The organism is Gordonia sp. DT101, from assembly GCF_049844895.1.
GTDB lineage: Bacteria > Actinomycetota > Actinomycetes > Mycobacteriales > Mycobacteriaceae > Gordonia.
Genome location: NZ_JBNCLX010000003.1, coordinates 673,676 through 695,022 on the forward strand (window position 1 = coordinate 673,676; position 21,347 = coordinate 695,022).

Consider the following 21,347-nt stretch of genomic DNA (forward strand, 5'->3'; position numbering starts at 1 on the left):
ACACGATCCATCGCCACTCATCCGCGATACTTTCCCAGCTCGATCCGCGCGACGACACCGCGGTGCACCTCGTCCGGTCCGTCCGCCAGCCGCAGCGAGCGTGCGCCGACCCAGGATGCCGCAAGCGGGAAGTCGTCGGTGAGGCCCGCGCCGCCGTGCAGCTGGATCGCCAGATCGATCACGTCGAGCGCCATGTTGGGCACCTCCACCTTGATCTCGCTCACCGCCGAGACCGCTTCGCGCGATAGCCCCTGATCCAGCAGCCAGGCCGCGTGCAGGACCAGCAGCCGTGATCGGTTGATGGCGATCCGGGCGTCGGCGATCCGTTCGCTGTTGCCACCCAGCTTGGCCAGCGGCCGCCCGAAGGCGGTGCGCTCCAACGAGCGCCGGACGCCGAGTTCGAGCGCACGTTCGGCGAGGCCGATGGCCCGCATGCAGTGATGGACGCGGCCGGGACCGAGTCGGCCCTGCGCGATCTCGAAGGCCCGGCCCGGCCCCAACAGGACATTCGACGCCGGCACCCGCACGTCGTCGAACGACACCTCGCCGTGTCCGAGCGGTTCGTCGAAGTAGCCCATGGTGGTGAGCATGCGGTCGACGGTGACGCCCGGGGTGTCGATCGGCACGAGCACCATCGTGTGCCGAGCATGCCGGTCGGCAGTCGCGTCGGTGACGCCCATGAAGATCAGAATTTTGCAGTCGGGATTGCCGACGCCGGTGGAGAACCACTTGGTGCCGTTGATGATCACGTCGTCGCCGTCGGGGATCGCGGTGGCGGCCATGTTGGTCGCATCCGACGACGCGACGTCGGGTTCGGTCATGCAGAAGGCGCTGCGGATCTCACCCTTCAGCAGGGGCTCCAGCCACCGCTCGCGCTGCGGCTCGGAGCCGTAACGCAACAGCACCTCCATGTTGCCGGTATCAGGGGCGTTGCAGTTGAACACCAGCGGGGCGAGCATCGAGGAACCCATCGCCTCGGCGATGGGCGCGTAATCGGTGTTGCTGAGACCTTCGCCGCCGTCCGTGCCGAAATCTGCGGCATATCGGCCGGCATGTTCCTTGGGCAGGAACAGATTCCACAGGCCGGCGGCGCGGGCCTTGCTCTTGAGTTCGGTGAGGATCGGAGGCGGCGTCCACCGGTCCTCGCCGGACTCGCGCCGCCGCGCGATGTCGCGATGCACCTGCGCCTCGACGGGGATGATCTCGTCGGCCATGAACGTGCGCACACGATCGGTCAGGTCGGCCGACCGTGCGGAGAGGGCGAAATCCATACTCGCGACGGTAGTCGGTCGGCATCGGCGAGCGCGGACGTTTGTGCCTCAGCCGTCGAGACGTCCTGACGCGTGGAATCGGCTCGGCATCGGGGCCCAGTGCGCACAGAGCCAGACACATCCGGCCACCCAGGCAGCGCCGATCAACCATCCGGCCAGGACATCGGTGGTCCAGTGCACGCCGAGGTACACCCGGCTGCATCCGATGGCGATCGCCCAGATCGGCGCGATGGCGAGCACGAACCGGTGCGCGCGCACCCAGGCACTCAGTCGGAAGGCGGCGGCCGCCAACAGCCCGAACACGATCGTGCTCATCATCGCGTGACCCGACGGGAACGAGTAGGTGTCGATGTCGAGCAGGCGATCGACCGTCGGTGGGCGCGGCCGGCCGAACAGGTGCTTGAGACCCACCATCGCCAGATAGCCGACAGCGGAACCGGCTCCCACCAGGACCGCCTCGGGATACGCGCGGATTGCGACGAGGCCGAGGACCACAACCACCACGACCGTTGTGAGGACCAGGGTGTTTCCCGTCGCCGTCACGACGAGCGCGATGTCGGTGACGACGTCGGTGCGTGCATCGACCACCGCGTCGGTGATCGCGCGATCCACGCCGTTGGGGCTCAAGAACACCGGTTGCGACCTGTCGCGTCCGCCGCTCGACGCGGGCCCCAGTCACATCCAAGCGATCCACAAGTCACGGATTCCACCCTAACGATCAGACCCACATCGAAAGGACTCCGATGAAGACCACCCTGCTGTACCGGATCGGGCACGCCAGTGCGGCCCATCCCATCCGAGCGCTGATCGGCTTTGTCGCCGCGCTCGGTATCCTCCTGGCCGCATCGGCCACCTTCGGCGGTGACACCCAGGAGGACTGGGACGTCGCAGGCACCCCGTCCCAGGCCGGGATCGACCTGCTCCGCCAACACGTCCCCGGCGCCGGAAACGCGTTCGCGCGCATCGTCGTCCACTCCGACGACGGGACCATCCCGGCGTCCGTGATCGACGGCCTGCGCGGCCGGCTGGGCGACACGGACCACGTGGCCACCGTCAGCGACGCCCGCTACAGCGCCGATCGCGACACCGCTGTGGTGACCGTCGGGTACGACGTCCCCGTCACCGACCAGTCGATCATGGGCAACGCCGACGGCCTCGAGAAGGCCGTCGCCCCGACGACCGACGACGGCATGCAGGTCGAGATGAACGGGTCGGTACCCGAGACCGCGGCCGCCCCGATCAAGGGACATGCGGAGATCATCGGGATCACCCTCGCGCTGCTCATCATGGTGTTCGCCTTCGGATCGGTGGTCGCGGCCGGTCTGCCGATCGTCACCGCGATCGCCGGGCTGGTCGCGGGGTCGGCCGGGATCATGCTGCTCGCCGGGTTGATGGACGTGAGCCCGACCGCACCCATGGTCGCGAGCATGGTGGGATTGGGCGTCGGGATCGACTACGCCCTGCTGGTGGTGAGCAGGCACGTCGAGTTCCTCCGACGGGGCCACGACCCCGTCGAGTCCGCGGCGCGGTCGGTCGCCACCGCGGGCCGGTCGGCGACGTTCGCCGCGACCACTGTGCTCGTGTCGTTGATGGGTCTCCGGCTCGCCGGACTGCCCACGTATTCGTCGTTCGGGTTCGCCACGGCGATCGCGGTGGTGGCGATGCTTGCCGCGACCCTCGTGGTGGTGCCCGCCCTGTGCCGGTCGGCGGGTCACCGGATCGTGTCGCGCAAGGCCAGGCGCCCCCTCCCGACGGGAGCCGATGACGGAGCGCGCCGCATGCCGCTGACCGCCCGCTGGGCCGGACGGGTGGGGCAACGGCCCGTCGTCGCGATCGTGCTGGCGCTGACCGTCCTGGTCACCCTGGCCGCACCGGCGGCCGCGATGCGGACCTGGCCATCGGATTCCGGCGCCCAGTCGACCGAACTGACCACGCGGCGCGCACATGACCTGCTGGCCGCCGAGTTCGGTCCGGGGACCAATGCCGACGTCGTGATCGTCGCGCCGTCGGCCACCGATCGCGACCGATTGATGGCGGCGCTGCGTGACATCGCCCGCGTCCCGGGTGTGACCGCGGTGGCCCCGGTCACCGAATCCCCCGACGGCGCAATCGAGATCGTCCCGATCACCATCAGCGCCGATCCGGCAGCAGCAGCGACCGGCGATGTGCTCTCGGGAATCCGTGAACGTCTGCCCGACGGCGCGATCCTGACCGGTGAGACCCCCTACTACGACGACATCTCGCACATGGTGCAGCGCAGGCTGTGGTTGGTGATCGGTTTCGTCGTGATCGCCTCGGTGATCCTGCTGACCGTGTTGTTCCGGTCGGTGGTGGCCCCGGTGAAGGCCGCGGCGATGAACCTGCTGTCAGTGGCTGCCGCCTACGGCGTGATCACCGCCGTGTTCCAGTGGGGTTGGGGTCTGTCGTTGCTCGGTGTGGACAACCCGGTCGCGGTGTCGAGCTGGGTGCCCATCCTGGTCTTCGCGATCTTGTTCGGCCTCTCGATGGACTACGAGGTCTTCCTGCTCTCCCGCATCCGAGAGGACTGGCTCGCCACCGGTGATGCGCGGGCGAGCGTGATCAGCGGGCTGGCCAAGACCGGCCGGGTGATCACCACGGCAGCGGCGATCATGGTCGCGGTGTTCCTCAGCTTCGCGACGGAGACCGACATCGTGATGAAGATGCTGGGTCTGGGGATGGCGGTGGCCGTCTTCCTCGACGCCACCCTGGTTCGGATGGTCCTGGTGCCGGCGACCATGTCACTGCTGGGGCGATTCAACTGGTGGCTCCCCGCCTGGCTCGACCGGCTGCTGCCACAGGTCGGGCTCGAGCCCGATGCCGATGCCGATGCCGATGCGGCGGAGGACCCGAAGCCCACCCGGCGGGAAACACACATGACGCCCGTGTGATCGGGTCCTCGCACACGAGTGCACTCCAAGTGGGGCCCAAGCGGTCCGCCGGATGCTTGTCGGGACAGCCCACCGACAAGGAGACCGCTGATGACAACCATCCAGACACCACCGCCACCGGCACCCACGAATCCGCCCTTCGAGGCTCGCGAGCTCGCACCTCAGGGAACGGGGCGACGCATTCCGGGTCCGATGTGGGTCATCGCCCGGCTCGGCTCGAGGTCGTTGCGGCGCGGTGAACGACGCGCCTTCCGCTACTACCCCGACGCCGCCATCTGAGATGCCGGGGTCCGGGACGTGGCGATCATCGCGAGGCCAGTGCCCGGCCGATCACGAGTCGCTGGATCTGGTTGGTGCCCTCGAAGATCTGCGTGATCTTGGCCTCGCGCATGTAGCGCTCGACGCGGAAGTCGCGGGTGTAGCCGTACCCACCGAGCACCTGGACCGCATCGGTGGTGACCTTCATGGCAGCGTCGGTGGCGACCAGCTTCGCCGTCGCCGCGGCCCGGGAGTACGGACGTCCGGCGTCGCGCCGGCGCGCGGCGTCGAGGTAGGTCGCTCGCGCCGAATCCACCGCGACGGCCATGTCGGCGAGCAGGAAACTCAAGCCCTGATGGTCGATGATCTTGCGACCGAAGGTTGTTCGCTCCTGGGCATAGTCGACGGCGGCATCGAGGGCAGCCTGGGCGAGCCCGGTGGCCACCGCGGCGATACCGAGTCGCCCGGAGTCGAGAGCGGAGAAGGCGATCGTCAGCCCGTCCCCTTCGCCGCCGAGCAGACGATCGTCGGCGACGAGGGCATCGTCGTAGGTGGCCGACGTGGTGGGCACCGCATGCAGACCCATCTTCTCCTCGGGCCTGCCGAAGCTGAGGCCGTCGGTGTCGCGGGGTACGAGCAGACAGCTGATGCCCTTTGATCCCTCACCTGTGCGGGCGAAGAGGTTGTAGGCATCGGCGATACCCCCGTGGGTGATCCACGCCTTGGCACCGTTCACGCGGTACCCGCCGTCGACAGCGGTCGCCTTGCAGGCCACCGCCGCGGCATCGGATCCGGCCTGGGGCTCGGACAGGCTGTAGGCACCGATCTGTCGGCCGTTCAACAGGTCCGGTAGCCACCGCTGCTTCTGTTCCTCGGTACCGAAGTTGAACAGTGGATGACACGCCAGTCCGTGCACGCTGACCGCGACGGCCACCGCGGCCCACCGCGCGCCGAGTTCCTCGAGCACCTGGAGGTACACCTCGTAGGGCTGACCGCCGCCCTCCCACTCGACCGGATACGGCAGACCGAGTAGTCCCGCCTCGCCCATTTCGGCGAACAGGCCGTCGGGGTACTTCTCCGCCTTCTCGTACTCATCGACGATCGGAACGAACCGCTTGTCGGCAAACTCCCTGGTCAGGGCGATGAGGTCGCGCGCCTCATCCGTTGGCAGCAGTCGATCAACCGGCATGTCGAACCTCCGAGGGAAACTGGACAGTACTCAAGTACCAGCCACAGTACTATGTGGGCGTGAGTGACAACACCGGCTTCGCCACCCGACGTCGCGGCGACGTGTTCGACGCCCTGGTCCGACTCCTGCTCTCCGAGGGATTCGCCCATCTCGGCGTGGCCGAGTTGGCCTCGGCACTGCGATGCTCGAAGTCGACGCTGTACACGCTCGCCGGCAGCAAGGAGCAGCTGGTCGTCAAGACGGTGACGCACTTCTTCCGGGTGGCCACAGATCAGGTCGAGGCACGGGTGGCCCTTGAGCTGGATGCACGCGCGAAGGTGATCACCTACCTCATCGCGGTCGGGGATGCGCTCGCGCCCGCCTCGGATGCGTTCATGACCGACCTGCACGCCTACGAACCGACCCGCGAACTGTACGAACGCAACACCGCGGCCGCCACCGGCCGGGTCACCGAGCTGATCGCCGCGGGGGTGGCCACCGGAGCATTCCGCGACGTGAACGCCGCCTTCGCCGCCAATCTGGCGGCATCCATGATGAGCCGGATCCAGCGGCGCGACGTGGCGGTCACCACCGGCCTCGACGACGCGGAGGCCTACCGGCAGCTGGCCTCGATCCTCACCGGGGGAATCGACGCGCGAGGTGGGTGACCCCGCGATCATCCACCCACCAGGTCACCTCGACATCCGACTCGGAACCGTTGCGCTGTAATCGTATCCAGAGTTCGTCGTGGATTCGTATCTCGCCGTGACCCAGGTCGCGACCCCACTCCGCGGCGAACAGCACGGCCTCCGTGGACGTCCAGGTGGTGGCGATCCCTTCGTCGCGCACCACAGCCCGCGCTTCCTCACTCACGGTCGGCAGGTCGAGGATGTCGGCGAGGACCTCCGCGTCGTCGGCATCGACACGGCCGCCCAGCACGACCGTCGTGTCGGGATCCATCGACTGGATCAGCCACGGGCGATCGAGCACCGCGGCCCGTTCCACGGTCGCCCCCGACACTGCCCGAACTCGCTGCGGCACAGCCAGTTCTGTTGCCAGGAACAGGCCGGACCGGCACGCCCGCACGACCGATGCGTAGACCGTTCCCGCCACGCCCGCGGCGACCTGACGCCCGGGATCGCCGAGACCGGTGAGCATGGCATCGGCGTCGGCAGCCGACTCCACATCGACGGTGCCGAGCGCCGCGGCGAACACGTCGGCCTGCGGATGATCCAGCGCAGCACGCACACCCTCGACCGTGGTGTCCGACGGCGCCCGGTACCACCCCAGCGGATGTTCGTCGATCAGTGCGTGGTGCCGCAGCCACCAGGCCGTGTACCCGGCGCGGTCGGCGAGCAGCGGTGCCACGGCGTCGTCGGTGGCGAGGAGCGTCAGTGCGTCGCGCCAGCGGTTCTCGTCGACGAGATCGAGATCGCGTACGGCCGAAAGACTTTGCGGGGGATCATCGTGGGTGTCCCACCACTGTTCCTCGTCCGGCAGGTCGTGATCGGGCGCCACCGGGAGATCGTCTACGAGGACGTGAAAGCCCCAGCCCACGCCGAGCCGCCGCAGCACCTCGGGCCCGACCCGCCGGACCAGATCGTCGGATACGAGACCGAACGGTGCGTCGGCGACGAGGACGGATGCCAGCGGACTGTCCGGCAGCAGGAGCTCGTCGGCCGCGCGCAGCTCCCCGTCCTGGTCGGGTACGGGCAGACGCGACAGCCGATCCGGCACTGCCGCAGCGGGGTCCGCGGCGAGCAGCGCGAAGACCTCGTCGGTCACCTCGACGAGTTCGTCGTCGTCGGCCTTGTCGACCAGCTGCGCCAACGCCGGATCGGCGAGCACCTGGTCCACCGAGATCGGTTGGGCGCCGAGCCGTTCCACGAGAGGATGTCGCGCAGCCGTCGCGACGGTCGGGATCCAGCGCATCGGGATGTCGATGCCGTCGGCCACGAACACCCCGCGCGCGCCGATGTTCATCCGTCCGTCGGCTCGCGGGATCGGCAGCGCGCCCAGCTCGTCCGCGTCGACTCCGGTGGTCACAAACGGCGACAGTGCCGCATACAGGTCACGCCACCACTCCGATTCACGTTCGACGCCGACCAATCTCTCCGCGATGTCGGCGAGACCGATCTCGCCGACGCCGACCGTGCGCAGGCGGCCCAGATGGCGGCGTTCGGAGACGTCGGGATGGGCCAGATCCCCCAGGACCGGGGCGAGCACGGCGGCGAGGTCCTCACTCAGGTCCGGCAGCACGACTGCCCGGGATGGGACCAGATCGGCGCCCTCGGCCGCCGGCAGCCACGCACTGTCGCGTAGTTCACCGAGCACGGCCTCGATCAGGGCCGCGTCGTCGCGGTTGCGGGCTCGTGCGGGCGAAGGGATCAGCAGCGGCCGCCACGACGCCGGCACCCCGGTCATCAGGTCCGCGTGACCCGTTGCCGCCGTGGCTATGTCGGCGTCCGGATGCAGATGTCTGCGGTCGGGGGTGAGCGGGAGGTCGGTGATGCATCGCGCCGGCAACGACAGCTCGATGTCGGTGGGGGTCGGCGCCCTGAGTACATCCCGGTCGGCGAGTCTCGGTCCCGACTCCCCCGCCTCGATCAGCCATCGGGTGCCGCTGCCCTCGGCCTCGACCCAGGTCCGCACCACGCGGTCCGTCGCCGCTGTCTCGGTGATCGTCAACCGACGGGTCCGTGCGTCCGCGACGGGCGCCCCCCGGTCGATCGTCGTCGTCGAGCCGGCCACCGAGATCTCCTCCAGGCCGACCAGTTCCAGGAGCAGGTCGGGGGCCTGCACTCGGGCCGCCGCCAACAGCGCGTCGGCCGAGACATCGTCGCGCAGGTGCAGCACCACCTCGGTTTCATGATCGGGCACCGGCGGCACGTCGAGCGCCCATGCCAGTCGGAGCAACGGCATGCGGTCGGTTCCCGACACGGCCACCCCGGCGTCGCGGGCAGCCTGAGCGGTCCGGTCGCGATCTACGACGAACGACCCGGACCTGGACCGGATCTCGATGCGATCCGCGACCGTACCGGTCGCGGTGAAGCCGACCCCGAACCGGCCGACACTCGGCCGCCCGAGATCACCCCGCTTTGCCGAAACCCTCAACGACAGCAGTGATCGCACGCCGTCGACAGTCAGCGGGGCACCGGTGTTGGCCACGTGCAGGGCACGTCCGTCGAGCCAGACGGCGAGCCGGCCCGGGGAATCGGATGCGGATGCGGCGTCGGCCGCGTTGGCCGCGAGTTCGATGAAGAGCCGGTCCCGGTAGCCGACGGTGACCAGGTCCTGCTCGGCCGCGGCGTCCTCGGCGAATCTCGTCGGCGAGGCGCGCCACGCGTCGAGCGTGGCCGCACGGAGCTCGTCGAGAGCGAAGGGATCGTCAGGTTCGCAGGGATCGTCAGGTTCGCAGGGATCGTCAGGTTCGCAGGGATCGTCAGGTTCGCTGGGATCGATGCCCGTGGGCACGTCGGTCAGGACGTCGCGTCCGCGGCGGCACCCACGCCGGCGCTGACGATCTCGAGCGCACCATCGTCGTAGGCGTCGTAGGCGGGCGATCCACCACCGGACGGCGGGGCGACATCGGAGTGCGCACCGCACCCGTAGTCGGCGGCGACCACATGACCGTCGGCCGAGTACTCGTTGGCGCACACGCCGAAGGCCGGCCGCAACGCACCGGCGAGCGGTAGGTAGAAGCCACAGCTGGCACACGAGTACGCCGCGGCGACAGCCATCTCGCTGCGGGGACCGAACTCGCCGTCGTGCCAGCGCTGTGCAGCATCGTCACGACCGTCGCGACTCAGCAATCGCCGTCGACCCAGGCCGAGTTCACCGGCGATCTGCCCGATGTCGTCAGGATCGTCGTCGTCGGACGAGAACCCGAACTCGTCGGCGGTGTCGATCTGGTTGGGCACGAGCCGCGAATCGTCGGGGTCCGCCGCCAGGACGTCGCCCGCGGACAGGTCGCCCGGGGCGACCCGCTGGTTCCATGGCACCCAGTTCGGGGCCAGCAACGATTCCTGACCCGGCAGCAACACGAGCTCGCTGACGGTGATCTCGTCGGTGTCCGGCGCCCCGGCCAGCACGACGCACCACTGCCAGCCTCGGTAGCCGGCGAGGTCGGCCTCGAAATAGTGGGCGACCGCCCAGTCCCCCTCGGGGGTGCTCTCCAGGTGCGCCCCGGGTTGCTGACCATCCTCGACCAGCGCTGCGCGCGCCGCGTCGACAGCGGCGAGCAGCCGGTCACCGTCGAATGCAAGAGTCACGTGTCCAGTGTGCAACATCGCGCGATCGCGGCGGCACCGACCCGCACTTTGTCTCGCATCGCGGTCCCGCACGACACCGCGCGAGCCGGCCCGATCGGCCTCGCGGGCGACTCGATGTCGCCGCTCGGGGCGTTTCCCGCGCCGACTGTGCGCACCTTCTCGCCGACCGTGCACGTCGGTGAACGGCACGGGGGTCGGCTCTGCACGATCGACAGGAAACTGCGCACGGTCGACGAAAAGATGCGCCCGGTCGGCGAAAAGGTGCGCCCGGTCGGCGATGTGTCGACCATCCAACGCGCGGGCGGTGGCCGTGCCGACACCGAGTCGGTGGGATGAGGAACAATTGTCGGTGTGAACCGACCCAGCCCCCGCTTCCCCCGGGGGAAGCGAAGCGAACCGACGGGGCCCGACCCGCGCGGCGCGGGTCACGATGTCGAACCGGGTGCCGGCCACGACGGTCGCAGTCGTCGGCAACACCCCGGGACCGCGAACTACCCTGCCGACGAGCCGACCACCGCCCGGCGTCCGGTCACCGGACGCTCCACGTCCCGCGGACCGGCCGACACCGCCTATCTGCCACCGCCCACCCACAATCCGCATCTGCCACCCCTCGACGGGCACGATGAGACCCCGACGGGCGCCCCGACCGACCGGATCGGCGGTACCAAGGCGATGCCGGGCGGCACCTCGGGTCCGGGAATCCCCAAGAAGATCACCGTCGCCCGCGTCGCCGCGATGCGCAGCCGCGAGTTGACCGGCCGCGGGATCGGCAAGATCTACCAGGCCGCGACCGCCGACGGCGCCGACCGCTCCGGCCTGACTGCCCTGACACTGCCGGTGATCGCCAACTTCGCGGTGGACGCCGCGATGGCCGTCGCACTCGCCAACACCCTGTTCTTCGCGGCCGCCACCGGCGAGTCGAAGACCAATGTCGGCCTCTACCTGGCCCTGACGATCGCCCCGTTCGCGTTGATCGCCCCGTTGATCGGCCCCATGCTCGATCGCCTCCAGCACGGGCGGCGCATCGCGATGGCGACCACGTTCGGGCTCCGGGTGATCCTCGCGTTGCTCATCCTGGCGAACTCGTCCTGGGACGCCACGACGCAACAACTGCAGTACGACCCCTGGGTGCTCTATCCGTGCGCGCTGGGCCTGCTGGTGTTGTCCAAATCGTTCGGGGTCCTCAAATCCGCGGTGACGCCACGCGTGGTGCCACCCACGATCGACCTGCCCAGGGTCAACTCCCGCCTCACCACCTTCGGCCTGATCGGCGGCACCATCATCGGCGGTGCCGTCGCGGCGATGTTCGAGGTGCTGTTGGCCAAGGTGCTGCCCATCCACATCCCCGGCGCGATGGTCTGGCTGGCGGTGATCGCCGCTGCCGGTGCCTGGTTGTGCATGCGCATCCCGTCGTGGGTGGAGGTGACCGAGGGCGAGATCCCGACCACGCTCACTTACCACGGGGAGCCGGCGATGTCGCACGCTCCTGCGGGTGACGCCGCGGGCGGGCGCCGCGGTGCCCGCGAGACGGCCACCGCGCTGGCGGCGAAGATGCGGCAGCCACTCGGCCGCAAGGTCGTCGCGGGGCTGTGGGGCAACGCGACCATCCGCATCCTGACCGGGTTCCTCACGCTCTACATCGCCTTCTATGCCAAGGCGCAACAGGACGTGCATTCCGACTGGACCCAACTCGTACTACTCGGTGCGTTCGGCGCGGCCGCGGGTATCGGAAACATGATCGGCAACGGCCTCGGCACCCGACTGGAGCTGAAGAACCCGCCCCGGATCGTGGTCTGGTCCACCGCGGCCTGTTTCATCGTCGCCGCACTGGCCGCGATCTTCGGCAACATCGTGATCGCCACACTGGCCGCGTTCGTCGCCTCGGGCACCAGTGCGATCGGCAAGGTCTGCCTCGATTCGTCGATCCAGGACGATCTGCCGGAAGAGTCGCGGGCCTCGGCCTTCGGCCGGTCGGAGACCGTTCTCCAGCTCGGATGGGTCTTCGGCGCGACGCTCGGTGTCCTGTTGCCCCCGACGTTGTGGATCGGTTTCACCGTGGTCGCGGTGCTACTGGGCATCGGCCTGCTGCAGACCGTGATGACCACACGTGGATCGTCGTTGGTGCCGGGTATCGGCGGACAACGACCCGACTACGCGGCACCCACGGTGGCGTTGCGTGCGGTCGGCCACCCCGCGGCACCGCCGCGCCGGTCGTCGCCCGCACACCACCCCCCGTCCGACGCCCCGACCCGCATCGCGCATCATCCTGGTGGTCGGCATCCTGATCCACGTCGCGGCCACGCCGCCGACCCCACCCGGAAGATGCCCGCCGAACCCGATCGAGGACAGTCGTAGACCGTGCACGTGAACAGTGGAGAAAAGAAGGCGCTCGCGATCATCGCGGCCGTGGTGGTCGCGTTCGTCGTGATCGTCGGCGGGACGGTCGCCGTGCTGACGAAGGATCAGTGGTCCGGCGATTCGACCGAGGAACAACCGTATCTGCAACTCGCGGTGGGCGATCGGCTCGTACGCGTGGACCCGACCCGGATGTGCGACGTCTTCCTCAAGAACTGCGAGCCCAAGAGGATGGCCGACGCGCAGGTCCAGCGCGTGCCGGTGCCGGTCGGCGAGTCGGTGATGCTGTCGGTGTCCAACGACATCGCCGAATGGCCCTGGAACCTGGTGATCCAGTACCTCACACCCGAGGGGCTCGACGGGACCTCGGTCCCGATGCGGTCGAACTCCACCTACACCACGGTGCTGCACTCGACGCCGGACCGAATCCTGGTCAACGTCGAGGTGCAGGTGCCGTCGGCGATCGCCGATGCCCAGAACAACAACGTGATCGCGCGTGGCTACCTCGCGGCGGACACGAGCCCCCAGGACCTACCATTGCCCGCCGCGAACCCGCGCTGACGGATCACCGGGGTGGGGTCAGCGCTCCAGTTCGCGGGTGACCGCACGGACCACCTCGGAGATGCGCTGCGACGTCTTGCGATCCGGGTAGCGGCCCTTGCGGAGCTCCGGCTGCACCGCGCCCTCGAGAAGGGTGATCAGATCGGCGACCATGCCGTGCAGTTCGTCGGGCGTGTGCCGTTTGGTCTCCTTGCGCGCGGCCTCGCGTGTGTTCTTCGCGACACTGGGCGCCGGTTCGAGAACGGTGACGGTCAGCGCCTGTGGTCCGCGACGTCCCGCGGCCATGCCGAACTCGACGCGCTGGCCCGGCTTCAGGCTCTCCACGCCGTCGGGCAATGCGGACGATCGGACGTAGACGTCCTCACCGCTGTCCTGCGAGAGAAAGCCGAAACCTTTTTCCGCGTCGTACCACTTCACCTTGCCGGTCGGCACTGTGCTCACCCTCATCTGTACGTCGGAGTCCATGACAAAAGCGCCCCTGACCTGAGTCACAGCTGGTCCCGTGACCGGGACCCGGCTCCACATCAGATGAGCAGAGGCGCCAATGAGGATTCAGTCTAGCCAACGCGAATCGGACCGGGCACGTGGATTACCTCACGCCCCGCGACGATCACCGGGCGCCACCGACCCGCGACGTGTTCTACCGTGGAAGACATGAAGAGCCAATCGTCCCCGCGACTGCTGCAGCTGGCCGGGGTCGTGTTCGCGATCGGACTCGCGGCGATCGTCGCCCTGTTCGTGACTCCCATGGTCACCGACGGTGGCACGGCACCCACGTTCGTGTACGTGCTGACCATGTGCGCGCCGGTGGGATTTGTGATCGGGCTGGTCTTCGCACTCCGATCGGGGCGGCGGGCACGATGACCCTCGAATCCGCGTTCCCGACCACCGCGGCCGACCTCTCCCCCGCGGCCGACGTCGATGTGCTCAAACGCGCGTACAGCTGTTTCCCCTCCGGCGTCGTCGCGGTCGCGTGCCGGGTCGTCGGCGCCGACGGCGCGCCGGAACTCGTCGGGATGGCGGCAAGTGCGTTCACCACGGTCTCGCTCGACCCCCCACTCGTCTCGCTGTGCGTCCAGAACTCGTCGACCACGTGGCCACGACTCCGCTCGGCCCCGGCCATCGGCGTCAGCGTGTTCGCGCGCGATCAGTCCGACCTGTGTCGACAGCTCGCCGGCCCGAGCCACGCGCGCTTCTCCGGGATCACCCCCTCCGGCACCGACGACGGCGCCGTGTTCATCCCGGACGCGGCCGCCTGCCTGTCCTGTTCGCTCCACAACGAGATCCCGGCCGGTGACCACACCTTGGTCCTCCTCGGCATCGAGGCGCTGCAGTACGACGCCGGCGTGGAACCACTCGTGTTCCACGCCAGCACATTTCGCTCATTGGAAGTGCGGAGGACCGGCACATGACCGTTGTCTCGCTCGGCCTCCCCACCACATCGCCGTCGATGGACGTGCCGCCGGCGGACACCCCGACGACGGGTCCGCTGCGCGATCGGTTCGGTCGAATCGTCACCGACCTGCGCGTGTCGGTGACCGATCGGTGCAATCTGCGATGCACCTACTGCATGCCCGCCGAGGGGCTCGACTGGCTGCCCACCGACGACGTGCTCACGACCGGTGAGCTGATCCGGGTGATGACCGTGGCGGTCCGCGACCTCGGCATCCGCACGATCCGCTTCACCGGCGGCGAACCGCTGCTCCGCCGCGACCTCGACGACCTGATCGGCGCCGTGTCGGCCCTGCCGGCCGCACCCGAGATCGCGATGACCACCAACGGCCTCGGTCTCCGGCGCCGGATCGAACCGCTCGTGGCCGCCGGACTCGATCGGATCAACGTCTCGCTCGACACCGTCGACCGACAGCGGTTCGCCGAGATCACCCGACGTGACCGCCTCGACGACGTCGTCGACGGACTGGCTGCCGCACGCTCCGCCGGAGTGCGCTCGATCAAGGTGAACGCGGTCCTCGCCGGCCACGACGATCTCGACCGCCTCCCCGACCTTCTCGGGTTCTGCCTGGACCACGGCTATCAGCTGCGCATCATCGAGCAGATGCCGCTCGACGCCGAGCACCGATGGGACCGGTCGTCGATGGTCACCGCCGACGAGATCCTCGCCGCGCTTCGCGCCCGCTACACCCTGCTGCCCGATCCCCGGCCGCGCGGCAGCGCTCCCGCCGCGACGTGGCTGGTCGACGGCCACGACGTGGACGGTGCACCGGCGCGCGTCGGTGTGATCGCATCGGTCACCCGCCCCTTCTGCGGAGATTGTGATCGCACCCGACTCACCGCCGATGGCGCGCTGCGCAACTGCCTGTTCGCGGAGTCGGAGACCGATCTCCGCGCCGTGCTGCGCAGCGGCCTGCCGGACGATCGCCTCGACGCGGCCATCGCCGACCGCTGGCGCGGCAACACGTGGGTCAAGGCCGCCGGGCACGGCGTGAACAGCCCCGAGTTCCACCAGCCCACCCGGCCGATGTCGGCCATCGGGGGCTGATCGGCGATGCAGTTGACCGTCCGGTACTTCGCTGCTGCGCGCGCTGCGGCGGGTAGGGACACGGCCGTCGTCGACGTCGACGCGGATACGACGCTCGCCGACCTCGAGTCGATCCTGTCCGCCGACAACCCGGATCTGCAGCGGGTGTTGGCACGGTGTTCATATCTTCGCGACTCCGTCGCGCTCTGCGATCGCACTGTGACCCTTGGGACGTGTGCGATCGTCGACGTTCTGCCGCCGTTTGCCGGTGGCTGAGGCCACACTCGCCCTGTGACCTTCATCACATAACGGGTCGATAACGAGAAGGACACAAGTCGACTATCGCCCCGTGAGCAGGGATGACCCTCAAATTGGGTCGAGAGACCCAATCGGGCCGCGAAAACAGGCTTGCCAACAACGTGATTCGAGCTCGCAGACGTAATACTGTGACTGAACGACGCCCCCCGGGGGGTCACGACCGAGTAACCAAATGCATAACGTCCCGTCGGCCGCGCCGAACCTCACTCCGTCACGGGACGCACCAGAACGACATCTAGGAGTGAGGACGGGGGACCCACCCTCCGACAGAGAACCGGACGGTCATCACGACGTCCTTGGGGTTAAGTCCCGGCGTGACTCACGTCAGGCCGAGACCGGGCACCTCTCGCCCGAACCCGACAGCTGACTTCGTAGGCGCGTGGAGAGAGGAACACCACCATGTCCGGACGCCATCGCAAACCGACTACAGGCACTCCCACCAAGACCTTCGCCAAGGTCGCCCTCACCGGAGCCGTCCTCGGCGGCGGCGCCGCCCTGCTGGGCGGCACCGGTTCGGCAAACGCCGCAACCGACGCCGAATGGAACCAGGTCGCCCAGTGCGAGTCGGGCGGCAACTGGGCCATCAACACCGGCAACGGATACCAGGGTGGCCTGCAGTTCAACCAGGGCACCTGGGCCGGCCACGGCGGCACCCAGTTCGCTCCCAGCGCCGATCAGGCCACCAAGGAGCAGCAGATCGTGGTTGCCGAGCGCGTGCTGGGCAGCCAGGGCAAGGGCGCATGGCCCGTGTGTGGCACCGGCCTCTCGGGCGCCACCCAGCGCAACGCGCCGAGCGAGGCCCCGCGCCTGCAGCTCCCGAAGCTGCCGGCACCGTTCAACTGGTCGGCCGCGCCCGAGGCCAAGAGCACCGATGACGTGCAGAAGCAGCTCGACTCCGCGCTCAGCCAGGCGCAGGAGAAGGGCAGGATCTCGCCCGAGGTCAAGAACATGTGGGACATGGCCAAGAAGAGCGGCTACGAGCTCACCCCGGATCAGATCAAGATGTTCAACGAGCACAAGGACCAGCTGCCCACTCCCTGATAGGAGCAGCTGACTCGGCCCGCACCACGGGCCCACAGTCGAAGGGCCCCGCACGACGGTTTCAGACCCGTGCGGGGCCCTTTTCCACTCTCATGGGACGCCCGGTCAGTCGGGTCGGGACAAGCGTCGCCGTTCACGCAGCGGCATCGCGACCCACATGAACAGAAAGACCACCAGAGCCACGCACCCGGCCGTGATCGCGGCCCAGCCGCCGAATACGATGTCGAAGATCACCGTGAGAACGCCGATCAGTGCCATTCCGAGCAGTCCGATACCGATCAGCGTCAACACGTGTGCGCGGTCCACCAGCTGATCTATCGCGTGGCGCCGGAACAACAGACGATGCAGGGCCACCGGCGAGATCAAGGTGACCGTCGACAGCACCGCACAGACCAGGCTGACGACAAAGATGTACTGCTCACGAGAGCTGAGCTCCTCGAAGCCCTCTTGGAACGGGACGGTCAGCATCAGACCGGTGAGGATCTGACCACCGGTCTGCACCACCCGCAGCTCCTGCAACAGGCTGGCCCAGTTGCGGTCGAGTCGCTCGGCAGGAGTCTCGTGGCGGCGTGGCCGGGACGCGTCGTCCTCGTCAGGTGGCGAGGTCACGCCGACCCCACCCACTCGTCGCTGCCGTCGCCGAAGAACTGGTGCTTCCACACCGGCAGTCGCGCCTTCACCTCGTCTACCAGGCGTGCGCAGAGCTCGAAGGCCGCTCGACGATGATCGGCCGCGACCGCCACCACGAAGGCGACATCGCCGATCGCGAGTTCGCCGACCCGATGCGACACCGCCACCGCACGGACCCCGTCCGCTGCCCCGGCGACCTCACCGACGACGTCGGACAGCACGGTCGGCGCCGTCGGATGGGCGGAGTAGACGAGCCTGGTCACCTCGTGACCGCCGTCGTGGTTGCGCACCGCACCCACGAACCCCACGACGGCACCGGCGGCACCGCCCGCAGCCTCGACGACGAGCGCCTCGTGTGATGCCAGGTCGATCTCGTTGTCGGACAACGAGGCCCGCACCACCGCCACGCCGGCAGCCCCTTCCGACATCAGTGGTCACCGCCGCGAATCTGGTCGAGCGCATGGTCAAGGACTCCGTCGAGGACGGACAGTCCGTCCTTGACCCCGCCGGTCGACCCCGGCAGGTTGATCACCAACGTCGTGGCGGCCACGCCCGCGGTACCGCGCGACAGCACCGCGGTCGGCACCGTCGGCAGGCCGGCCGAACGGATCGCGTCCGCCAGACCGGGGATCTCGACGTCGAGCAGCGGGCGAGTCTGTTCCGGGGTGCGATCCGTCGGCGAGAGACCGGTCCCGCCGGTGGTGACGATCAGATCGGCACCGGCGTCCACACCGGCCCGGATCGCGTTCCCCACGGGCGTGCCGTCGGGCACCACGCTGCAGTCGTCGACGACGAATCGGCGGGCTTTGAGCCAGTCGGCGATGACGGGTCCGGTGCGGTCGGCGTAATCGCCACGGCTGGCCCGGGTCGAGGCGACCACGATCCTGGCCACCCGGAACCGTCCGCCGTCGCCCGGCGACTCACTCACGTCGCCACGACCCCGATTTGCCTCCGGTCTTCTCGAGCAGGCGCACCCCGTCCATGCTGGCGCGGCGGTCGACCGCTTTCACCATGTCGTGCAAGGTGAGGCCGGCGACCGCGACCGCGGTGAGGGCTTCCATCTCGACCCCGGTCTGACCGCTGGTCCCGACCGTTGCCGTCACATCGATGTGATCGTCGGCGATCGCGAACTCGACCTCGACCGACGACAGGGCGAGCTGATGGCACAGCGGGATCAGGTCGTCGGTGCGCTTGGCGGCCATGATGCCGGCGATCCGGGCGGTCGCGAGGACATCGCCCTTCGGGAGCTTGCCGTCGCTGAGCAATCCGATCACCTCGGTCGTGGTGCGAAACGTCCCGCCGGCCACCGCACGGCGGTCGCTGCGCGATTTGCCCCCGACGTCGACCATCCGGGCCGCACCGGTCGAGTCGAGGTGACTCAGGCCCGGCTGGATCGGCCCGCTCGGTTCGCTCTCGGCGGCGGTGTCATCTGCCCCGCTCGCTTCGCTCCCGGCGGCCACGCTCGTCAGCGGTTGACGACAGTCTTCGGCTGGAGGTACGGCAGGTCGTCGGGGGCCAGCGGGAACTCGATGTCACCGAAGGGCGACAGGGCACCGGACAGTCCGGCCGCGAACTCGGAAACAGCGTGTGCGCTGTCGCCTTCTCCGTCTTTCGGCCAGCCGTTGTCGACGTACTTCTTCTTCTCAGCCACGGGGTCATTGTGCCATGTGGCCTCGACGGCCGTCCCGCCGAAACCGCCGTCGGGAGCCCGCTCAGTAGAATCGACCGAATGAGTGCTGATGACCAGGGCGTCAGCCTGGCCGATGACCTGGCCTTGCGCAGCGACGACGAGGTCATCGAGCTGCTCACCGCGCGCCCGGATCTCGCGTCCCCACCGCCGGCGGGCACCGGTGTGTTGGCCTCGCGGGCCTTGTCGGCGGCGTCATCGGCGCTGGCAGGCGAAGATCTCGATCTGCTCGCGGTGGCCGTGCTCGAACAGGCGATCGCGCTCGGCCTCGAGACCACCGGCACGATTCCCGCGCCGACCGGCGTCGCATCGATCGTCGCCGCGCTCGCCGGGCAGGGCGACAAGCAGGAGATCCTCGATCGGATCGACCGGCTGCGGCGGCGCGCCCTGCTCTGGGGGCCCGACGACGCGCTCCTGACCGGAGCGCATGCCCCGGCCGCCCTGCCGTGGCGGGGCCACCATCTCACCGGGCCCCTCGCCCGTCAGAAGCCCGAGGTCCTGCGCGCCACCCTCGACGGGCTCGATGAGCGCGAGCGCAGTCTGCTCGAAACCCTGTCCCGCGGGCCCGCACTGGGCCGTAGCCGGGACGCCGCACCCGACGCCGATCCGGACTCGCCGGTCGCCCGGCTCCTCGCGGCCGGTCTCCTCGCGCGCATCGACGACCAGACGGTCGAGTTGCCGCCGATGATCGGCCAGCTGCTGCGCGATGAGCCCCCGCTGCGCACCGACGACCTCGGTGCCCCCGCACTGCACGACGAGTCGGCCAAGCGCCGGTTCTCCCCCAGCGCCGTCGAGGCCGCCGCGGGCGGCGAGGCGCTGGAGCTCATCCGCCACGCCACCTCGCTGATCCGCGCGCTCGGGGCAACTCCCGCGGCGGTGTTGCGATCGGGCGCGCTGGGTGTTCGCGAGCTGCGGCGCCTGGCCAAGGTGACCGGCCTCGAACAGCGGCGTCTCGCATTCATCGCCGAGCTCCTTGCGTACCTGCGATTCATCGACGCCGGGTTCCCCGAGCCCGCGCCGGCATCCGACTCCGGCGAGCACGCCTTCGCGCCCACCATGGCCGCCGACACCTGGTTGCACCAGGCACCCGACCGGCAGTGGTGGGCGTTGCTCGGTGCATGGCTGGAGATGCCCCGGCGCGCGTGGCAGATCGGCGAACCCGATCGCGACGGCAACGCCCTGCCGGCGTTGTCGGGCGAGCTGCACGACGCCTACGCACCGATCGCGCGTCACGCGATGCTCTCGACACTGGGCGAGGCCGGTCGTGCCATGCCGGTGACCACCGACGCGCTGGCGACAGCCCTGCACTGGCAGCACCCACGCCAGATCCGCCGGTACTCACGGCACGTCGTCGAAGAGACACTGCGCGAGGCACGCGAACTGGGGGTGGTCGCCCACGGATCGCTGACCGCGGTTGGTCGGGCGGCCATCGCCGGCGACCACGACGAGGTGGAGTCGTCGGTGCTCACCGCGATGCGGGCGGCGTTGCCCGAGCCCGTCGACCACTTCCTCGCCCAGGCCGACCTCACCCTGACGGTCCCCGGACCCATGGCCGCCGACCTGGCCGAACAGGTGGAACTCGTCGCCGACCTCGAGTCCGGCGGCGCGGCGTCGGTCTATCGCGTCTCCGAGGCCAGCGTGCGACGCGCGCTCGACGCGGGCCGCAGCAGCAGTGAACTGCTGACCCTGTTCACCGCACATTCGCGCACCCCGGTGCCCCAGTCGTTGACCTACCTGATCGAGGACGTCGCGCGAAAGCACGGCCAGCTGCGGGTGGGCGTCGCATCGGCCTTCGTGCGCTGCGAGGACCCCACCACCCTGGCCGCGGTGCTACGCAGCGAGGCCGCCGAACACCTGGCGTTACGCGCATTGGCGCCGACGGTTGCGGTGTCGCAGGCCGACGTCCGTGAGGTGATCGACCGACTCCGGGCCGCCGGGTTCGCCCCGGCGGGCGAGGATTCCACCGGCACCGTCGTGGACCTGCGTGAACGCGGCAGCCGGGTCACCGTCGCACGGCAGCGCCGAGCGCCCCAGCCGCGCCGGCCCGTACCTTCGCCAGATCAGTTGCGGACCGTCGTCGCCCGGATGCGTTCCCAGGATCGGGCCGCGACCGCCCGTCCCGCATCCCGTGCGACGTCGGCGACACCGGTCCGTGCGAGCGGTGGCGGCGAATCGGCGACTGCCTTGATCCAGCTCGCGCTACGGGTGAACCGGCGGCTGCGAGTGGACTACGTCGACGCGCACGGATCGGCCAGCCGGCATGTGGTGACGCCACGAACCCTCGGGGCGGGGCAACTCGTCGCCGTCGACGCGGGAACAGAGGACGAGCAGCACTTCTCCCTGCACCGGATCACCAGCGTCGAACTCCTCGAGAACTGAGGGCGGCACCGGCGACACCT

At 69.2% G+C, this 21,347-nt stretch carries 23 protein-coding genes and 1 riboswitch; of the genes, 12 read left to right on the forward strand and 11 right to left on the reverse strand.

Features of this window, described 5'->3' with window-relative positions; genetic code table 11:
- Positions 1–17: 17 nt before the first annotated feature.
- Positions 18–1,271, reverse strand: coding sequence for an acyl-CoA dehydrogenase family protein (locus ACLQ3I_RS14435; RefSeq protein ID WP_425802662.1), 1,254 nt, complete (start codon positions 1,269–1,271; stop codon positions 18–20).
- Between the two features lie 48 nt (positions 1,272–1,319).
- The gene (locus ACLQ3I_RS14440; protein ID WP_425788977.1) at positions 1,320–1,904 is read right to left on the reverse strand and encodes a phosphatase PAP2 family protein; all 585 of its coding nucleotides are present in this window, start codon (positions 1,902–1,904) and stop codon (positions 1,320–1,322) included.
- A gap of 110 nt (positions 1,905–2,014) precedes the next feature.
- Here ACLQ3I_RS14440 and ACLQ3I_RS14445 point away from each other — a divergent pair, with 110 nt between their 5' ends.
- Together ACLQ3I_RS14445 and ACLQ3I_RS14450 are read left to right on the forward strand one after the other, a co-directional pair.
- Positions 2,015–4,180 carry an MMPL family transporter gene (locus tag ACLQ3I_RS14445; protein ID WP_425802664.1) on the forward strand — a complete coding sequence of 722 codons (2,166 nt, stop codon included), beginning with the start codon at positions 2,015–2,017 and terminating at the stop codon, positions 4,178–4,180.
- 90 nt (positions 4,181–4,270) lie between these two features.
- Positions 4,271–4,459 (forward strand): hypothetical protein, encoded by a 189-nt coding sequence (locus tag ACLQ3I_RS14450; RefSeq protein WP_425788980.1) that lies wholly within the window; start codon positions 4,271–4,273, stop codon positions 4,457–4,459.
- Between the two features lie 25 nt (positions 4,460–4,484).
- On the opposite strand, the gene ACLQ3I_RS14455 is transcribed toward ACLQ3I_RS14450, so the two are convergent.
- Positions 4,485–5,627: an acyl-CoA dehydrogenase family protein gene (locus tag ACLQ3I_RS14455; protein ID WP_425788982.1), complete on the reverse strand. Its 1,143-nt coding sequence runs from the start codon at positions 5,625–5,627 to the stop codon at positions 4,485–4,487.
- Positions 5,628–5,686: 59 nt separating this feature from the next.
- Between ACLQ3I_RS14455 and ACLQ3I_RS14460 the strand changes: the two genes are divergently transcribed.
- A complete protein-coding gene (locus ACLQ3I_RS14460) occupies positions 5,687–6,274 on the forward strand; it encodes a TetR/AcrR family transcriptional regulator (RefSeq protein ID WP_425802666.1) in 588 nt (195 codons plus the stop codon).
- On the opposite strand, the gene ACLQ3I_RS14465 is transcribed toward ACLQ3I_RS14460, so the two are convergent.
- Together ACLQ3I_RS14465 and ACLQ3I_RS14470 are read right to left on the reverse strand one after the other, a co-directional pair.
- Positions 6,243–9,080, reverse strand: coding sequence for a sacsin N-terminal ATP-binding-like domain-containing protein (locus ACLQ3I_RS14465; protein ID WP_425802668.1), 2,838 nt, complete (start codon positions 9,078–9,080; stop codon positions 6,243–6,245). The genes ACLQ3I_RS14460 and ACLQ3I_RS14465 overlap by 32 nt on opposite strands.
- Positions 9,081–9,085: 5 nt before the next feature.
- The gene (locus ACLQ3I_RS14470) at positions 9,086–9,895 is read right to left on the reverse strand and encodes a DUF3027 domain-containing protein (protein WP_425788988.1); all 810 of its coding nucleotides are present in this window, start codon (positions 9,893–9,895) and stop codon (positions 9,086–9,088) included.
- Here ACLQ3I_RS14470 and ACLQ3I_RS14475 point away from each other — a divergent pair.
- The 3 genes from ACLQ3I_RS14475 to ACLQ3I_RS14485 are packed head-to-tail and all read left to right on the forward strand — an operon-like array spanning position 9,878 to position 12,793.
- Positions 9,878–10,213 (forward strand): hypothetical protein, encoded by a 336-nt coding sequence (locus tag ACLQ3I_RS14475; RefSeq protein WP_425802671.1) that lies wholly within the window; start codon positions 9,878–9,880, stop codon positions 10,211–10,213. The two genes, ACLQ3I_RS14470 and ACLQ3I_RS14475, sit on opposite strands and share 18 nt — an antisense overlap.
- A 15-nt stretch (positions 10,214–10,228) precedes the next feature.
- A complete protein-coding gene (locus ACLQ3I_RS14480; protein ID WP_425802674.1) occupies positions 10,229–12,232 on the forward strand; it encodes an MFS transporter in 2,004 nt (667 codons plus the stop codon).
- A gap of 9 nt (positions 12,233–12,241) precedes the next feature.
- On the forward strand, positions 12,242–12,793 hold the full coding sequence (locus ACLQ3I_RS14485) for a DUF2771 family protein (protein WP_425802677.1): 552 nt from the start codon (positions 12,242–12,244) through the stop codon (positions 12,791–12,793).
- A gap of 18 nt (positions 12,794–12,811) precedes the next feature.
- Here ACLQ3I_RS14485 and ACLQ3I_RS14490 read toward each other — a convergent pair whose 3' ends face one another.
- Positions 12,812–13,225, reverse strand: coding sequence for a cold-shock protein (locus ACLQ3I_RS14490; protein ID WP_425790471.1), 414 nt, complete (start codon positions 13,223–13,225; stop codon positions 12,812–12,814).
- A 222-nt stretch (positions 13,226–13,447) separates the two neighbouring features.
- Here ACLQ3I_RS14490 and ACLQ3I_RS14495 point away from each other — a divergent pair, with 222 nt between their 5' ends.
- From ACLQ3I_RS14495 to ACLQ3I_RS14515, 5 genes are all read left to right on the forward strand, one after another.
- The gene (locus ACLQ3I_RS14495; protein ID WP_425788996.1) at positions 13,448–13,657 is read left to right on the forward strand and encodes a hypothetical protein; all 210 of its coding nucleotides are present in this window, start codon (positions 13,448–13,450) and stop codon (positions 13,655–13,657) included.
- Positions 13,654–14,205 (forward strand): flavin reductase family protein, encoded by a 552-nt coding sequence (locus tag ACLQ3I_RS14500; protein WP_425802680.1) that lies wholly within the window; start codon positions 13,654–13,656, stop codon positions 14,203–14,205. The genes ACLQ3I_RS14495 and ACLQ3I_RS14500 overlap by 4 nt, the downstream gene beginning before the upstream one ends.
- On the forward strand, positions 14,202–15,293 hold the full coding sequence (gene moaA / locus ACLQ3I_RS14505; protein ID WP_425802682.1) for a GTP 3',8-cyclase MoaA: 1,092 nt from the start codon (positions 14,202–14,204) through the stop codon (positions 15,291–15,293). The genes ACLQ3I_RS14500 and moaA overlap by 4 nt, the downstream gene beginning before the upstream one ends.
- Positions 15,294–15,299: 6 nt before the next feature.
- A complete protein-coding gene (locus tag ACLQ3I_RS14510) occupies positions 15,300–15,548 on the forward strand; it encodes a MoaD/ThiS family protein (protein WP_425802685.1) in 249 nt (82 codons plus the stop codon).
- Between the two features lie 253 nt (positions 15,549–15,801).
- Positions 15,802–15,984, forward strand: a riboswitch (cyclic di-AMP (ydaO/yuaA leader).
- Positions 15,985–15,989: 5 nt separating this feature from the next.
- Positions 15,990–16,631 carry a transglycosylase family protein gene (locus tag ACLQ3I_RS14515; RefSeq protein ID WP_425789003.1) on the forward strand — a complete coding sequence of 214 codons (642 nt, stop codon included), beginning with the start codon at positions 15,990–15,992 and terminating at the stop codon, positions 16,629–16,631.
- A gap of 105 nt (positions 16,632–16,736) precedes the next feature.
- On the opposite strand, the gene ACLQ3I_RS14520 is transcribed toward ACLQ3I_RS14515, so the two are convergent.
- The 5 genes from ACLQ3I_RS14520 to ACLQ3I_RS14540 all read right to left on the reverse strand — a co-directional run bounded on the left by ACLQ3I_RS14520 (position 16,737) and on the right by ACLQ3I_RS14540 (position 18,912).
- Entirely contained in the window at positions 16,737–17,240 is a 504-nt protein-coding gene (locus ACLQ3I_RS14520; RefSeq protein ID WP_425802687.1) for a DUF6328 family protein, read from the reverse strand.
- Entirely contained in the window at positions 17,237–17,689 is a 453-nt protein-coding gene (locus tag ACLQ3I_RS14525; RefSeq protein WP_425789006.1) for a molybdenum cofactor biosynthesis protein MoaE, read from the reverse strand. The genes ACLQ3I_RS14520 and ACLQ3I_RS14525 overlap by 4 nt, the downstream gene beginning before the upstream one ends.
- Positions 17,689–18,189 (reverse strand): MogA/MoaB family molybdenum cofactor biosynthesis protein, encoded by a 501-nt coding sequence (locus tag ACLQ3I_RS14530; RefSeq protein WP_425789008.1) that lies wholly within the window; start codon positions 18,187–18,189, stop codon positions 17,689–17,691. Before ACLQ3I_RS14530 ends, ACLQ3I_RS14525 begins: the two co-directional genes overlap by 1 nt.
- On the reverse strand, positions 18,182–18,655 hold the full coding sequence (gene moaC / locus ACLQ3I_RS14535; RefSeq protein ID WP_425790473.1) for a cyclic pyranopterin monophosphate synthase MoaC: 474 nt from the start codon (positions 18,653–18,655) through the stop codon (positions 18,182–18,184). Before moaC ends, ACLQ3I_RS14530 begins: the two co-directional genes overlap by 8 nt.
- Positions 18,656–18,726: 71 nt before the next feature.
- Positions 18,727–18,912, reverse strand: coding sequence for a hypothetical protein (locus ACLQ3I_RS14540; protein ID WP_425789010.1), 186 nt, complete (start codon positions 18,910–18,912; stop codon positions 18,727–18,729).
- 78 nt (positions 18,913–18,990) lie between these two features.
- Here ACLQ3I_RS14540 and ACLQ3I_RS14545 point away from each other — a divergent pair, with 78 nt between their 5' ends.
- Positions 18,991–21,327, forward strand: coding sequence for a helicase-associated domain-containing protein (locus ACLQ3I_RS14545; protein WP_425802690.1), 2,337 nt, complete (start codon positions 18,991–18,993; stop codon positions 21,325–21,327).
- Positions 21,328–21,347 lie beyond the last annotated feature (20 nt).

Bases quoted from the DNA above. Each gene is read 5' to 3' on its own strand.
- ACLQ3I_RS14435 (WP_425802662.1), bottom strand. From the start codon at position 1,271: ATGGATTTCGCCCTCTCCGCACGGTCGGCCGACCTGACCGATCGTGTG.
- ACLQ3I_RS14445 (WP_425802664.1), top strand. From the start codon at position 2,015: ATGAAGACCACCCTGCTGTACCGGATCGGGCACGCCAGTGCGGCCCAT.
- ACLQ3I_RS14450 (WP_425788980.1), top strand. From the start codon at position 4,271: ATGACAACCATCCAGACACCACCGCCACCGGCACCCACGAATCCGCCC.
- ACLQ3I_RS14455 (WP_425788982.1), bottom strand. From the start codon at position 5,627: ATGCCGGTTGATCGACTGCTGCCAACGGATGAGGCGCGCGACCTCATC.
- ACLQ3I_RS14470 (WP_425788988.1), bottom strand. From the start codon at position 9,895: ATGTTGCACACTGGACACGTGACTCTTGCATTCGACGGTGACCGGCTG.
- ACLQ3I_RS14495 (WP_425788996.1), top strand. From the start codon at position 13,448: ATGAAGAGCCAATCGTCCCCGCGACTGCTGCAGCTGGCCGGGGTCGTG.
- ACLQ3I_RS14500 (WP_425802680.1), top strand. From the start codon at position 13,654: ATGACCCTCGAATCCGCGTTCCCGACCACCGCGGCCGACCTCTCCCCC.
- moaA (WP_425802682.1), top strand. From the start codon at position 14,202: ATGACCGTTGTCTCGCTCGGCCTCCCCACCACATCGCCGTCGATGGAC.
- ACLQ3I_RS14510 (WP_425802685.1), top strand. From the start codon at position 15,300: ATGCAGTTGACCGTCCGGTACTTCGCTGCTGCGCGCGCTGCGGCGGGT.
- ACLQ3I_RS14515 (WP_425789003.1), top strand. From the start codon at position 15,990: ATGTCCGGACGCCATCGCAAACCGACTACAGGCACTCCCACCAAGACC.
- ACLQ3I_RS14525 (WP_425789006.1), bottom strand. From the start codon at position 17,689: ATGTCGGAAGGGGCTGCCGGCGTGGCGGTGGTGCGGGCCTCGTTGTCC.
- ACLQ3I_RS14545 (WP_425802690.1), top strand. From the start codon at position 18,991: ATGAGTGCTGATGACCAGGGCGTCAGCCTGGCCGATGACCTGGCCTTG.